Below are 15,119 nucleotides of genomic sequence, written 5' to 3' on the forward strand. Positions count from 1 at the left end.
GGAATCATTGTCTGGCATTAGATCTAAAGATTTGGTGGATGGTTGAGAGGCCATCTCATTTCTATATTCTGTGTGTCGGTTTTGTTGTGATTGAATGTCATTCGATAAAAAGTCAAGCCTGTTTCCTAAATCTGCTATTTCTTCTAAGTTCTTCCCTTGGTTTTGGTTCTCTAGATTAAGTGTTCCTGTTCCATTTACTATGCTCGTTAATTGAAGAGCGTTAATTATCCTGTGTTTTAGTCTCATATCCTATCAATCTCCTTTTCATTTCATACTTTTCACTTATCCTACGAAAAATAAAAAGTTAGACAAAAAAAATCCTAATAACTATAAAAACTATTCCATCGATAGAAAACGCTTTTTCTGAATTTGTTGTCTATAGCGTATCATAAAAACGTTTTCCTATCTATAAAAAGTTTCAAGGTTTCTTTTCATAATTTTTCTAAATTCATTCATTTATGTATCGCTTAAACAGGTACCCTCTTCATTTTCACTGCTCCAAAAAGTAAAAAAAATGACAGATTATGATTAACATTGCTCATTATTGAAATACTTTAGAACTCGTATGGATAAAAAAGTAATAGGTGTCTTTTAATATGTCCAACTTAATAATACGACTCAAAAAAATTTGTTGTTTTGGCTAACTTTATTGATTCATAAGATTGTTCCAATTAAAATAGTCGTTTTGGATATTTAAATAAAGGATTCAGGTAATTCTTTTAAGAGCTGTGTCAGCATTAATCTACGTTTGTATGTAGCATTTTGTGAATAGAAAAAATATTTTCAATCAATGTACTCAATATAAAAAATTGAAAATAAATCAATAGATACTTCTTTGTCTTTTTCATAATCTTTTACAAGAATTGCTTCTACTTTATATTTTTCTAAAATATCTGCAATAGAAATCAAAAAGGGCGCTTTTTCATGAACTCGAAAAAGCACCGATTCTTCTTCTTTTTTAGGGATCAAACCAAATAGTACTTTCATAGGTGTCTGCACATTTATCTCACGTTTCTTTTATCATACGCTTATCCTTAAGCATGAGATCAGTACTTTATTGTTCCATTCTTTTCAAAACAAATGCTTCATAAGGACGCAAGGTGATTTTTCCTTTTGATGTTTCTTCTTGCGGATAATTCGACATAACAAGCGAAAAATCACCACTTGGAAGAGTCATTTGGTTTGTTTTCTCTGAGATGTTACAAACAATCAGCCATTTTTCCTCCTTATACAAACGATAATAGGCAAACACGTCATCGGGTGTCTCTGTTATGAGCTGATACTCACCCCATACAATGATTTCATGCTGTTTACGTAACTCAATCAGTTTTTTATACGTATAAAAAATGGAATGTTTATCTGCTAAAGCGGATTGGACATTGATTTCTTTGTAGTTAGGATTGACGTGTAACCAAGGGATTCCTTTAGTAAAACCAGCATTAGGGCTTCTATCCCATTGCATCGGTGTTCGTGCATTGTCACGACCTTTGGCATTAATTGAACGTAAGATATCTTCTTTTGCGTAACCCAAAGATAAACGTTCATAGTACATATTAATGGTTTCAATGTCTTGGGCTTGAGCGATTTCACTGATCGGGTAATTCGTCATTCCAATTTCTTCTCCTTGATAAATATAAGGTGTTCCTTTCATCATGTGAAGCAAAATAGCAAACATTTTTCCGCTTTCCTCACGATATGTTTGATCATTGCCCCAACGTGAAATGATTCTTGGCAAATCGTGGTTATTCCAAAATAAACTATTCCAACCATCATCGCCTAAAGAAGTTTGCCATTTTGATAAAACCTGTTTTAATTCAGGGATGCTCAATGGTTTTAGGTCCCATTTATCTTTCCCACTTTGTTGATCCAATCCAATGTGTTCGAATTGAAAAATCATGGACAGTTCATTTCTTTTAGGGTCTGAATAAAGTTTAGCGATTTCTGTGGTTGCTCCCCAGGTTTCTCCTACGGTCATCAAATCTTTTGTGCCAAAAGTCGCTTGATTCATCTCTTGTAGGTATTCATGTAGTTTAGGGCCATTACTTGTTATTTCTTGATCTGGTAATTTCCCAATTGTATCAATGACATCCATGCGAAAACCGCCAATTCCTTTTTCAATCCAAAAGTTCATCATTTGATGAATCTCTTGACGTAGCTGCTCATTTTCCCAATTTAAATCAGGTTGTTTTTTACTATATAGATGTAAATAATACTAGCCGGATTCTGGGTCAAATTCCCAAGCAGACCCGCTGAAGATCGAACGTAATTGGTTAGGTTCTTTACCAGCCACAGGATCTCGCCAAATGTAGTAATCACGATAAGGGTTGTTTTTATTTTTACGTGCTTCAACAAACCACGCATGCTCATCTGATGTATGGTTGACGACTAGATCCATGATTATTTTAATGTCTCGTTTCTTTGCCTCTTCAATCAATTGTTCCATATCAGCCATTGTCCCAAATTCTGCCATAATCGCTTGATAGTCACTAATATCATATCCATTGTCATCATTAGGTGATTCATAAACAGGGGATAACCAAATAGTATCAATGCCCAAATAGCTTAAATAATCGAGTCTTGAGATTATTCCTTGCAAATCGCCCACCCCATCATCATTTGTATCTTGGAAACTGCGGGGGTAGACTTGATAGACCACTGACTGATGCCACCATTTTTCTTCCATATTTACCTCCATTGAATCATAAATGTTTATCTTTTAGAAATTGTAACGTTTTCAAAAAAGAGAGTAAATAGCTGTTTCTTTGATTTATCTTACTCAACACAGACAATCGTTGATACCATTGATTTCTCCCTCTAATTGTTACCGTTAACAATTTTTGATTAAAAAAAGAGAACCATGACCGTAGTCATCATTCTCTTTTCTTTTATAAAGAACAGTCAAAAATATTTTCCCGTTCGCTGAAATGTCGTGCTTTCCAAATTTAATTGACGTTTAATATCCACATAAAACCAATGAAAACAAAGAAGAGAATATACATAATAGGAGAAACTTCTTTGCCTCGTTTTGCTGCAATCATGGTAATTGGATAAAAAATAACTCCTAAAGCAATCCCATCTGAAATACTATAAGTCAAAGGCATGCCAATTAAAATCAAAAATGATGGAATGGCGATTTCTAATTTTTCCCACTCAATTTGACGCAACGATTGAGCCATTAAGACACCGACTACAATCAAAGCGGGCGCAGTTACTTGAGAAGTTACGACAGATAATAATGGTGAAAAGAACAAGCCTAATAAGAAAAAGAAGCCCGTTGTAATGGCTGTGATGCCAGAACGTCCACCGACCGCAATCCCTGCAGAAGACTCAACAAAAGCGCCAACTGGTGAAGTGCCTAATAAAGAGCCAGCAAGCATGGCCGTCGAATCGGAAGCCAAGGCTTTTCCAACTCGTGGCATCTTATTATCTTTCATAAAGCCTGCTTGGTTTGCCAGACCAACCAGCGTACCTGCTGTATCAAAGAAAGTGACCAATAAGAAGGTTAAGACAACGACCCACATTTGTAATGAGTTAATATCTCCAATATGTTTCAACGCCACTAAGAAGGTTGGTTTTAAACTTGGCGCAGCTGAAACTAACTGAGAAGGCATTGGAATCAATCCCGTAAACAAACCAAGAATCGTAGTAGCAGCCATCCCAATAAAAATCCCACCAGGCACACGGCGAACCAATAAAATCGCTGTAACAACTAATCCAAAAATAGTTAACCATGTCGAACCAACGTTAAGTGCACCTAAACCAACTAAAGTAGATTCATTTGAAACAATAATTCCACCTTCACTTAAACCAAGAAAAGCAATAAATAACCCAATTCCACCAGAAATCGCATACTTTAAATCTGCTGGTATTGCATCAATGATCATTTCACGTAGTTTAAAAATCGTGATTAAAATAAAAATCAATGAAGCGACAAACACGCCTGCTAAGGCTGTTTCCCAAGGTATTCCCATGCCTAAACAAACAGAATAAGCAAAAAAAGCATTGATCCCTAAAGCAGGTGCGGTGCCAATTGGATAGCGTGCCAACACACCCATTAAAATACAACCAATCGCACTTGCTAATGCAGTAGCTGTAAACACTGCGCCTTCGTCCATACCAGAAGCGCCCAAAACGGTTGGATTGACAAATAAAATATAGGCCATTGAAATGAATGTTGTAAAGCCAGCAAGTACCTCTCTTCTTACCGTTGTACCAAGTTTTTCAATCTCGAAGTAGGAAAGTATTTTTCCCTTCATTTTCCATCCCCCTAAACCCGAACAATTATAAAAAAGTCCTTTAAAATTTTGATTTATAAAAAAACAACGTGATTAATCATATACTAAATAGGAACATAAGTAAACAAAAAAGTCGGATTTCAAGCAAAATCCGAACTTTATCCATTTGTTTCTTATGTAGAAATTTCAACGTCATACTCCCCATATCGCCTAACGAAATCCCTTATTTTCGCATATGTTCTTTTGCAACTCTCTTTTGTTCTTCCGCAATAAATCTTTTAGTATCTATTTCCGCAGACCAACTTTTTCCAATTTCACTGGAATGAGTCAAAGAGTTTAATCCACCAAATCCTGTATCAACCATTTTCCCCCAGCCTTTTGCCGGTTTTTTACCAGATTTCAAATTTTTCATCCGCAATTTTTCACTTCTTTTTCCGCGACGTTCTTTTAAATAAAGTTCTACTTTTTCTGTCAGATTCAACTAAATCCCTCCTTTTTTTGAGAAAACGATCATTTATTTCTATGCACAAGATAATACACTATTTTGATTGACTCAGGCAGTGATCAAACAAACGAAAAACGTAGTCAACAGCCACAGCGATTAATAGAAATAGTTCCTATCGTATCCAGTTATCCTAATGTAAAAAAAAACAAATAGCTCTTCAAATAAAATAAAGGCAAACGTAAGATAAATAAAATGTAAATTTTTAAAATAAGTCACTATTTAAACCACTTTCTTCATTAAATGCCTTCATGAAGAATCATTCTAAATTCCTTAATAACAACTATTATCAAATGATTTATAATATTTTACCTAATTGATTTTTACTTAAGTGTCACAACTTACCTATCACAAAATAATTTCCTTCTGGATCAGAAAAATTAAAAGTTTGAACCCCATTGTTTTCCATGATTTCTCCAGCATTCTCTAATTTCTCATACATTTCTTCAAATTGTTCTGTAAAGAAAATAATGGAGGGTGGTGGACCTAATACTTCTGGAGAAAATTGTTGAACAAAGATTTTTGGAAAAATTCCTAGTTCAAATTATGATGAAATAGTCACTATTGTACTTTGGCATGCTTCAGGTAAATCAATCGTTTCACTAATGGTTGCCCCTAGCTTTTCAATAAAAAAGCGACTAAGAATTTCAACATCTTCTGCATAAAGCATCACTCTCGTTTTACCAATCATCCCTAATCCTCCTTTTATGGCTACAAATTGTTTCTTTCAGTATATCATGAAAGCGGATAATCTAAACTTTTTTCGTTCGACTAACGATAAAAACAAGCCATCACCATAAAAAAAGGTTGAATCATTCATCTCTGAATGACTCAACCACCGACGAAATTTGCCGGGTTTTCATTGTCTATTCGTTCATTTGCACACGCATTTTTCGTTTTTATTACTTCATACTGATTTCAGACTGATTGATCGTTAGAGTATGTGTTTCACTAGTTACATGAAAGAATTGATCAATGTTCTTTTTCAGTTCAATAATTGCTTCACGTCCACGTACAGCTTGTTCTTGATTCACCGACTCGATCACTAAAACGGCATTTGTCGTATGTTCAGTTAACATCGTTCGTTGAGCTTCTCGCCAGTTGAAGCAACGACAAATAGCCCCTTCTTCATCATAGTAAATGATTTCTTCTGGTAATGCTGGTGCCTCTTCCTCTGCGCCTAAAGGTAAAAAACTTTCGCCCCCTTTGGCTTTTCCTAAATGCAGATTCCCTTTTATCTTATCCATTTCTTCTCCTCCACATGGAACACCAAATGTTAATGAAATACTATTATAGATGTCCACTAATGGATTGATCGGGAAAAATTCACGCCCTTGATTAGCTCTTTTCAATAAAGCCTCAATCGAAGACCGAGCGCCTTTTTTGGTTTTAAATTGTGAAAAAGCTTGGCGCCATTGTGCAATCACTTCATTTTGACTAAAAGGCTCTTCTGTCAAATAAGTAGTCGCATCTTTGGCTGCTTGATTAAGTAGTTGGTAAAACTTTCCTTCTTTTTCTTGATTTACATGGTTATCCATCCCATTAACTATTAGTACTTCAATAGTCGCATCGGGAAAGACTTCCCAGAAATTTGGATCAACAATAATTTTATCCATTTTGATTGCTCCTTTATTCATTTAAGTTTTTAACAAATAAGTAATCCGTCTGTGGATCATCTCCCATATAAAAAATATGTTGACTGTGATGGCTAAATCCGTGTTTTTTATAAAAATTTAACGCTGTGTAGTTATGCTCCCAGACCCCTAACCATATGGCCTCTTTTTGTTTCTCGCGTGCTTTTTCCACAGCTAGTTCAATGAATTTAGAACCAATGCCATTTGCTTGAAACGATGGGCGTATATAAATACGTTCAATCTCTAAAAAATGATTGCCCATCGCTTCCGTTTGTGCTTGGTTAATGTTTAACTTCAAGTAGCCTGCAATTTGTCCATCAAGTAATGCCCAATAAAATTCTGTGTTTTTATCTTGGAGTTCTTGAGTTAATTTATTGATTTCATAAGCTTCGTTTAAATAAGTCATCATTAATTCTTCACTATTATGTTGTCCAAAAGTATCTCGATAAGTTTCGATGCTAACCGCTTGAAGGGTTTCGACTTCTTGAATAGCTATTCGTCTCATTTCAATTTTCATCACATACACTCCTTTCAATACACTCTTTTATTGCCTTTTTTTACGAAATTCCAGTCCTCGCTCACATTTTCGCGAACTTTTTTTAATAGTTTTTGCAATTGTTTGATTTCTTGTGTGGTTAATCCTTTCACGGCTATTTGATTGGAGTAATGATGTTCACGGATGATCAATGGATAGATTTCTTTTCCTTTATTCGTGGCATAGAGCTTTTTTATTTTTCTATTTTGATTATCTGCCATACTTTGGATTAACCCTTTTATTTCAAGCTTTTTTACCGCTCGAGCGGTCGTGGTACGATCGACTTTGATCATTTCAGCAAGTTGTTCTGGGATAATTCCCGGATGCTCGCAAATCCGCACCAAATAAAGGTATTGTCCCCTTGTCAGATCAACTTCTTTAAACTCGATATTACTGATAGAATCCAACGCTCGAGAGATAGCCCCGATATCTCTTACAATTTCGTCCATTTCATCCTCCTTTATGTCAGTTTTATCTTATTTTACTCTTTTTTGTTGCATTTGCAACAAAAAAAATAAACAAAAAATAGTTCCCTCTCTATTTCCTTTTGTTCAAAAGAGGGAACACCATTTATTTCTTTTTAGTCACAATAAGGCAAGGAAGCTTCGTTTAAGATTAGTAATTGTTCTTTTAAGTGAAAGTTTAGGTAACTCATCTAAAGAAAAGAATTTCATATTCGATGTCTCATTATTTTCCACAAATGCACCTGATAGAATATGACAAGAAAAAATGAGTTTATAGTATTGAAACGCTTGTGGGATATCTTTTCTTAAATTCGTATCAAAAACCGCCAATAATTGATCTACAGATACTGTCAATCCAGTCTCTTCTTTCACTTCTTTCTTGATATTCTCTTTAGGCGAACATCCAACTTCCGCAAATCCACCAGGCAATGCCCATTCTTGTGTTTTTTTATCTTCAATTAATAAGATTTTCTCTTCTTGTTTGATCCAAGCTCGTACATCCACTTTCGGTGTCGGATAGCCTTCATGTGTTTCAATTAAACTTCGCCATTCTTCTGTCGTTTCAAGACTGACTTCACTAAGTAGTTTTAATGCAATTTCTCGCAACTCTTCATATCTTTCTTTATCAAAAACATCTTTTCCATATAGCAATCCTGCTTGGGCAATTGCTAATAGCCGTTGATAATACGCTAATTTTGACTCCATTATCCTCGCTCCTTATCGACTTGTTCTATGTGTATGCTTTCAGTATAGTATAAATTGCACAAGCAACGGCTGTGTCTTGATCACTCGAATTTTATCAAGTAAACCACTATATTATTCCGTTGCAATCATCTCGTTAAAATTATAGCAAAAATCAATTTCAATTACGCTATAATCGTCTTTCTGTCTGCTCCCTCTTTCTAATCTGATAAGGGGATGAGATGCTGTAATGAAACACCTACTTGATTTTATTTTTGCAAACATGGTAGAAGTAGTTGCATACTACATCTGCTAATGGCTTGATTGCAAGTTTGCCAAGAAAGACAGTAAAGCTTTAAATTAAAAAAATAACCATTGCAATAAAAGAAATAGCGTAAAAGAAAAGATAGCTAATATTTTCTAAAAAACTCTTCTTATTCCAAGTAAAATTTAGGTGAATTTTACTTTGACTGAAAAGAACAATAAGCCAGCGAAGTTTTGGTAATGAATGATTTTCGAAGATTTTATTTTTACAATCTTGTTTGTTTTCATTATACTAAACTCAAAGAACAACACTTGTAAGCGTTATTTTTGAAATTATTTGCTTACTAAAAAGGAGCATCGTATGTATTCTTTAATGAAAAAAATTATTACCGAAAAAGATATCCAACGACACGTCTCACTTATTGAATTATTGCTCAATCACCCAAAAATTACGGTGAATGAATTAGCTGAAACAATTAAAACCACAGAACGAACGATTTTTTCTGACCTTCAATTGATCAAGAGTCAACTACCACCAGGATGGGCGATTACGAGTGATCAAGCAGGTATTCATTTAAAAAATGAACAGAATTTATTGACAAATGAACTCTGGGAAATCTTTTTTATGCAATCGATTAGCGTTCAACTACTAAAAGAATTGTTAACGACTAAAAAAATCACCACTTCTGACTTTTTAGACAGAAATGGATTATCTTACGAAACATTGAATCGTCATATCAGAAAATTAAATCAAGAATTAATCAATTATGAACTTCAAGTACAATTAAATCGTCGATATCTCATGTTTTCTGGCGAAGAAGAGAATATTCGTATTTTTTATCATCGTTTATTGATGCCTTTCACCCACAACAATTACTTTTTTGAAGACTATTCGATCCATGAGTCTCATTATTTTCGTTTTTTGAAAAGTTTGCGACAAAAAGAACTAATAGTTGCTACCGAGGAAATTTTTGGTATTTGTTGGTTTTTTATTAACACGATGCGTATCAAAGCCGGCTGTCACCTTTCCCTCACTTTATTTTCTGGAAAAGATAAACTTTACGCCCTATATGCACCTGAATTAGAAGAGTTATACCGAACTGAAGGGGTATATCTGAAAGGTCAAGAATCAGTTTTTGCCTTTTCATGTTTTTTGGACAGTTGGAATTATAATAATCTTTATCCAGAAATAATCATGACTATTTTGCATCAGTATCCTTTTGCTCCTGATATTAATGAATTTGTGACTAATCTTGCTGAACGCTTATCTCTAGCATCACTAACAAAAACCAAACTAGCTGAAAATTTAATTTTGTTACTCTTGAAATATCATGAATCTCCTTTATTGATCGAACAAACAACCAAACAATATCATTCTTTTTTAGAAGAGTATGATAACCATTACCCAGAATTATCTCCTTATAAGTTCGCTTTATTGGAACAAGTAAAAACAGCAACAGTTAGGATTAAAAATGAAGACTATTTCTTTTATTTACTTTCTTTATTGATCCAGCAAACGTTGTTAGCGATCAAACCAAATCAAGTGAGTGTTTACTTTGTTTTCCAAGGAGAACCTTCATGGAAAGCTTTTCTACAGCAAGAAATCCATGCTTATCTAGGAAAACGAGTCTCGTTAAAACCAATAGAATTAAGCCAGTTAGCAGAAATAACCATCGAGAAAAATGATTTATTGGTTTCAAATATTCCGATTGATGCCCCCCCGATACCTGTTTTTTACCTTTCAACAGTTCCAACAAAAAACGAACTTGATCGTTTAAATGAACTAACAACAAGATATTATTTATGACCAATAGAAATGAAACACCATGGCAAAATATAAGTAACAATCATAAAATTTTAGACTAAATAAAGCTGATAAAAGGTGGAAACATCAGTCTATATTAAATTTTTAAACCGAATAAACGAAAGCCAAAAGTTTGTCCTTATTGCTTCATAAAAAACAGCCTTTTCACAATATCCCAAGGTGTTCCAGAAGCAACGACACAACAGCAAGCGCTAAATTTCTAAAATATGAAAAGCTATTTCAAAAATTTAGCGCTTCTTTGTTCAAAGCTGACTGCTTTTATTTATAAATTCAAACTTTATTTTTTAATGTGCAATTGTTTTATTTAGATTACGTTCGTAATTCTTTTTTTCTTTTATTCGCAAATCTCTTACTAATTTGTTTTTCTACTTCTACCAAAATAAACAGCAATAAAACATTGAAAAGGATCGGTAGCAGTTCTGCTGAATAAAGATTGGTTGTGCCGATTATTTGTTGGGCAAATTGTAAATAGATGACCATGATTTGTAATAGGAAAAGTAGACCCAAAGAGTAGAACAATGTTTTATTTTCTAAAAGACTTTTATTTAAAGAGGCTTCGAATAATTCTCGACAGTTAATCATATAAACGGCTTGAGCAGCTACAATATTTTGTAAGAGCATGGTTTGTTGTAAAGCTTGTCCTTCAAATCTCATTGCTAACATGTAGGCTGGTACCATGATCAACAATGAGACATAAACAATTCTAAAGAAACTATAGCTTGTGAGAATCCCTTGTTTCGGGTTTCTTGGGGAACGCAACATTGTGTCTTTGCCAGCCTTTTCAAAACCTAGCGCATAGGATAAAGTGATTGTAGTGACCATATTTACCCATAAAATCTGCACAGGGGTTAGTGGTAACGGTTGATTGGCTAAAAGAGCTCCAATAATAATCAGACCTTGCGCTAATGCTGTTGGTAAAAAGAAATTGATGGTTTTTTGTAGATTATCTAAAATTCTGCGCCCTTCTTTTACAGCTTTTGCGATCGTATGAAAATTATCATCACCTAACACCATGTCAGCTGCTTGCTTACTGACTTCGCTTCCTTTAATGCCCATTGCAATGCCGACATCTGCTTGTTTTAAGGCAGGAGCATCGTTCACTCCATCACCAGTCATTCCTACGATTTCATCATTTTTCTGTAAAGCTTGGACAATGCGTAATTTGTGTTCAGGAGTCGTTCGAGCAAAGACATCCACTGTTTTTACTTTTTTTATTAATTCTTCATTGGATAATTGATCTAAATCAATCCCTTCTAACACATTTTGCGTATGCTTTAAGCCTAGTTGTTCTGCAATCGCTTTGGCCGTATCTTTGTGGTCTCCAGTAATCATTTTTACTGATATTCCAGCCGTTTGACATTCCTTAACTGCTTGAATAGCACTTTCTTTTGGTGGATCGATGATACCGGCAAGACCGACAAAAGTTAGTTCAGTTAATTGTTCATGTGTCAATTCTTGGTTGTTAGGAATCGTCTTATAAGCAAATCCTAAAACACGTTGCCCTTTTTGCGCTAGTTTCTTCGCTTCTTGTTGCCACTTGTTTTCTTGAACTGAGGTTAGATTGGCTTTTGATAACAAAACTTCTGGTGCGCCTTTTACATAAATGACCTGATGCGCCTCTTGTTCGTGCATCGTTGCCATATACTTATAATTTGAACTAAAGGGAATTTTCCCTTTTACTTCTTGCAGGGGTAATTGACGGTTTTTTGTGTACTGTAATAAAGCAAGTTCAGTTGGATTACCAGTTAAATCTGCTACTTTTTGATTTTCTTTTGTTTGGACTTCTTGGCAATTTTTCATGATCGCCAGCAATTTCTCTTCTTGCTCGGTTTTTGTTTCGACAACGCTCATTTCGTTTTTTGTTAGGGTTCCTGTTTTATCCGAACAAATCACAGTCATTGATCCTAGTGTCTCCACAGAAGGTAATCCTTTAATAATTGCTTGCTCTTTTGCCATTTCTTTGACTCCTAATGATAGAATCATCGTCAATACTGCTGGTAATCCTTCTGGAATCATTGAGACAATCAAAGCAATAATCGTTGAGAATAAGAAGTTTACTTCTAGTCCATACCTAAACGTTGTATAAAAAAGAAGAAACAAACTAAGAAAGAGAATCCCACGGAAAATTTGTTTATTCAATTGATTGATCTTTTTAACCAATGGTGTGGTTTGTTGCTGAACAGATTGTAAAGCTTGATTGATTTTCCCAATTTCGGTTGTATCGCCAGTTTCAACCACTACACCTAGCGCTGTACCCGATTGAACGAGCGTGCCAGAAAATGCCATATTTCTTTGATCTCCCAAAGAAAGGTTCGTGTATAATTGTTCATGGCTTTTTTCAACAGCTTCTGATTCTCCCGTCAAAGCGGCTTCTTCTACCATAAAATCATGAACTTCTACCAAGCGAAGATCCGCAGGCACGATGTCTCCGGCTTCCAATACCACAATATCACCTAAAACCAATTCATTCGCTGGAATCGAATGTTTCACACCTTCTGTAAAAATTACGGCATTTTGTCCTAGTAAATTTTCTAATCCATTTAACGCTTCTTCTGCTTTACGTTCTTGCCAATAACTGACAAAACAATTAACGAGAACAACCGCTAAAATAATACTTCCTTCTACGACTTCTCCTGTCAAAAATTTTAAAAGTGATGCGACAATTAAAATGATCATCAACAGATCTGTCAAATGTTTCAAAAACTTCCGTAACGGACTACTTTTCTTTTTTAATCTATTTGATTAGGACCATTTTCTTTTAAACGGTTGCTACGTTCTTCACGATTTAGTCCTTCTACCTCTGTCTTAAGTGAACGCATGACTTCTTCAGTGGATTCTTGATACCATCTCATTGCCATCCCTCCTATTTTTCTTGTGATAACTTTATTATAGGGAGGAAAGAGGGAAACAACGGTCAATTATTTCAGAGACCCCTGAAATAAATAAGGGAGGTTAAAAAAAGAGAAGCAATGGGCATACTCGACCAGTACAATATCTCAATTACAAGTTAGAAAATACTATTGCCATTTATATCGAAAATGATTGAGCAAAAAATGAGAAAAATTTTTTTATAACATGATAGAAAAATTGTTTTTTTCAGAAAAAAGCAATTAAAATCTTATTATTCAGAATATTCAGTTCATAATAACGAATATTTTAGTATTTGATAAATTAAACACTTTGGAATTTTAAGATTAATTAATTTTAGAAAACGGATATTAAAAAAAAAATCATTTTATTCATCCGTATACTCATCCAATTTTTATTTTTCATCACTTATTTTTCAAAAAAAATTTTTCTTTCTGTTTTTTTATAATTTTATGTTTTATAACAAAAAAACATGTGTATACAAGGTTTTCAAATGCCCTATCAAAAAAAACAGATGTTTCCGTTCAAAAAACATGGCATAATGAATCTTAACTTGTTCAATATTCCACAAATTAAGCGGAGGAGTTTTAATGATTGAAGCCTATTTGGAAAAAAGTAGCTTACGCCAATTATTTCTTTGTGGTCAATTTTACACGAAGAAAAAAATCAATTTAGACGAATTATCAAAATTATTACAAGTCTGCAAACCTACCTTACTCAACGATGTCAAGGAACTAAAAAAGGAACTTGAAAATGAAATTATTTACGAAGAAAGAGTAAAAGATACCTGCTCAGTGTATTTTGCTCCAGAGATTCCACGGTTTCTTTTGATGCAAAAAATAGCTCGCCATTCTTTATTCCTTAAAACCTGTCAGTTATATCTTGAAAATGAACCGGATTATATTCAACTAACTGAAATCGAATATATCTCTGTTAGTAAAGCTTATTCCCTCAAAAAACAAGTATTGTCCTATTTTGAAAACTGTGGTATCCAAATCATACATGGTTCCCCTGAATTTACTGAAATCGAACGAAGATTATTGTTATTAAATGTAACTTATCGAACAGGAACACTGAACATGACCACACTTCCCGCTGGCTATCTAACAGCGATTGATGAGTTTATCCATACCCTCACTTATAATAGTGGCCGGATCTACAATAAAGAAAGCCAAGAAATCTTGCGAATAGGATTTATCATTGGTTATTTGTATCAAAAAAATTCTCCTGTAACGATTGATCATGATTTTTTGCAGGAACTTCAAAAACGACCGATTTATCAATATGCCATGACCACTTGGCAAACCTCTCAATTAAAAAACTTTTATCAAGAAACCGAACTTTATTTTCTCTTGATTTTACTCAATCTATGTGATTATGGAGCAGATTGTTATCAAGCAATTGAAGAAGATTTTCTTCGCTTGCATCAAGTATTTATTGAAGAGAATGCACAGATTAAGCAACTAATTACTCGCTTTGAAAACTATTTTAATCGAACATTTATTGGCAACAAGGCCTTTGAACGTGCCATCATTCGTTTAATGCGCTCCGCCTGGCAAAACTATCAATTGTTTATGCCTGAAAAGTTTTACCTTTTAACTCCTGAACAACAAGATTTACTAGTAGAAATACAACCTCTATTTAAGCAGTGGCTTACTCAACTGCCTTATCAATTACGTCTCAATAACAATTGTTTGAATGCCTTTGTCATTGAATTAAGTGGTATTTTACGTATTACTAAAACAGAGTTTCATGTCTGTATTGTCACCAATTCAGATGTGAACTATTTAATTTACCGTGAAGCATTAGAAGCAGTCAAAACTTTTGATATGAAAGTAGAACCTGTTATTCACAGTTTTTTAAATGAGGACTTAAAAAACTTTGCCAGAAAGGACAATCACCGAGTTTTATGTGAAAGAACTCTTTATACTCCAGAAGCAAATAAAATCCCCACGATTGTTCCTATTTCAGTGGATACTATTGAAGAGTCCATTATACGAGCAATTAAATAAATTCTTGTAAAAAATCACAGTTCTCCAAATGAATTTTTGTTACAAAGCATGGAAAAAGAGTTTATTTTTAATTAGCTAAACAAAAAATCTCCAAACATA

Annotated in this window: 10 protein-coding genes and 3 pseudogenes; 2 read left to right on the forward strand and 11 right to left on the reverse strand. The window is 34.1% G+C overall.

What is annotated here, in order from left to right; genetic code table 11:
• The 10 genes and pseudogenes from EVI01_RS10100 to EVI01_RS10145 form a co-directional block, all read right to left on the reverse strand.
• On the reverse strand, positions 1-246 hold a 246-nt coding region (locus tag EVI01_RS10100; RefSeq protein WP_146811644.1), incomplete at its 3' end, for a hypothetical protein.
• Positions 247-783: 537 nt separating this feature from the next.
• On the reverse strand, positions 784-987 hold the full coding sequence (locus EVI01_RS10105; protein ID WP_244150186.1) for a hypothetical protein: 204 nt from the start codon (positions 985-987) through the stop codon (positions 784-786).
• 67 nt (positions 988-1,054) lie between these two features.
• Positions 1,055-2,683: pseudogene (locus EVI01_RS10110) on the reverse strand (glycoside hydrolase family 13 protein).
• Positions 2,684-2,942: 259 nt separating this feature from the next.
• The gene (locus EVI01_RS10115) at positions 2,943-4,256 is read right to left on the reverse strand and encodes an NCS2 family permease (protein WP_010750251.1); all 1,314 of its coding nucleotides are present in this window, start codon (positions 4,254-4,256) and stop codon (positions 2,943-2,945) included.
• 202 nt (positions 4,257-4,458) lie between these two features.
• The gene (locus tag EVI01_RS10120; RefSeq protein ID WP_010750250.1) at positions 4,459-4,716 is read right to left on the reverse strand and encodes a hypothetical protein; all 258 of its coding nucleotides are present in this window, start codon (positions 4,714-4,716) and stop codon (positions 4,459-4,461) included.
• A 355-nt stretch (positions 4,717-5,071) separates the two neighbouring features.
• A pseudogene (locus tag EVI01_RS10125) lies at positions 5,072-5,428 on the reverse strand (VOC family protein).
• A 211-nt stretch (positions 5,429-5,639) separates the two neighbouring features.
• Positions 5,640-6,353 (reverse strand): B3/B4 domain-containing protein, encoded by a 714-nt coding sequence (locus tag EVI01_RS10130; RefSeq protein WP_010750248.1) that lies wholly within the window; start codon positions 6,351-6,353, stop codon positions 5,640-5,642.
• Between the two features lie 13 nt (positions 6,354-6,366).
• A complete protein-coding gene (locus EVI01_RS10135) occupies positions 6,367-6,888 on the reverse strand; it encodes a GNAT family N-acetyltransferase (protein WP_010750247.1) in 522 nt (173 codons plus the stop codon).
• Between the two features lie 14 nt (positions 6,889-6,902).
• Positions 6,903-7,355 (reverse strand): MarR family winged helix-turn-helix transcriptional regulator, encoded by a 453-nt coding sequence (locus EVI01_RS10140; RefSeq protein ID WP_010750246.1) that lies wholly within the window; start codon positions 7,353-7,355, stop codon positions 6,903-6,905.
• A 135-nt stretch (positions 7,356-7,490) separates the two neighbouring features.
• Complete coding sequence (locus EVI01_RS10145; protein WP_010750245.1) at positions 7,491-8,075, reverse strand: NUDIX hydrolase N-terminal domain-containing protein; 585 nt, start codon at positions 8,073-8,075, stop codon at positions 7,491-7,493.
• Positions 8,076-8,676: 601 nt separating this feature from the next.
• Here EVI01_RS10145 and mafR point away from each other — a divergent pair.
• Complete coding sequence (gene mafR, locus EVI01_RS10150; protein WP_010750244.1) at positions 8,677-10,122, forward strand: global transcriptional activator MafR; 1,446 nt, start codon at positions 8,677-8,679, stop codon at positions 10,120-10,122.
• A 327-nt stretch (positions 10,123-10,449) separates the two neighbouring features.
• On the opposite strand, the pseudogene EVI01_RS10155 reads toward mafR, so the two are convergent.
• A pseudogene (locus tag EVI01_RS10155) lies at positions 10,450-12,992 on the reverse strand (HAD-IC family P-type ATPase).
• Positions 12,993-13,598: 606 nt separating this feature from the next.
• On the opposite strand from EVI01_RS10155, the gene EVI01_RS10160 reads away from it, so the two are divergent.
• Positions 13,599-15,020 carry a hypothetical protein gene (locus EVI01_RS10160; RefSeq protein ID WP_010750241.1) on the forward strand — a complete coding sequence of 474 codons (1,422 nt, stop codon included), beginning with the start codon at positions 13,599-13,601 and terminating at the stop codon, positions 15,018-15,020.
• The last annotated feature ends 99 nt before the right edge of the window (positions 15,021-15,119 follow it).

The organism is Enterococcus villorum, assembly GCF_007990225.1.
GTDB lineage: Bacteria > Bacillota > Bacilli > Lactobacillales > Enterococcaceae > Enterococcus_B > Enterococcus_B villorum.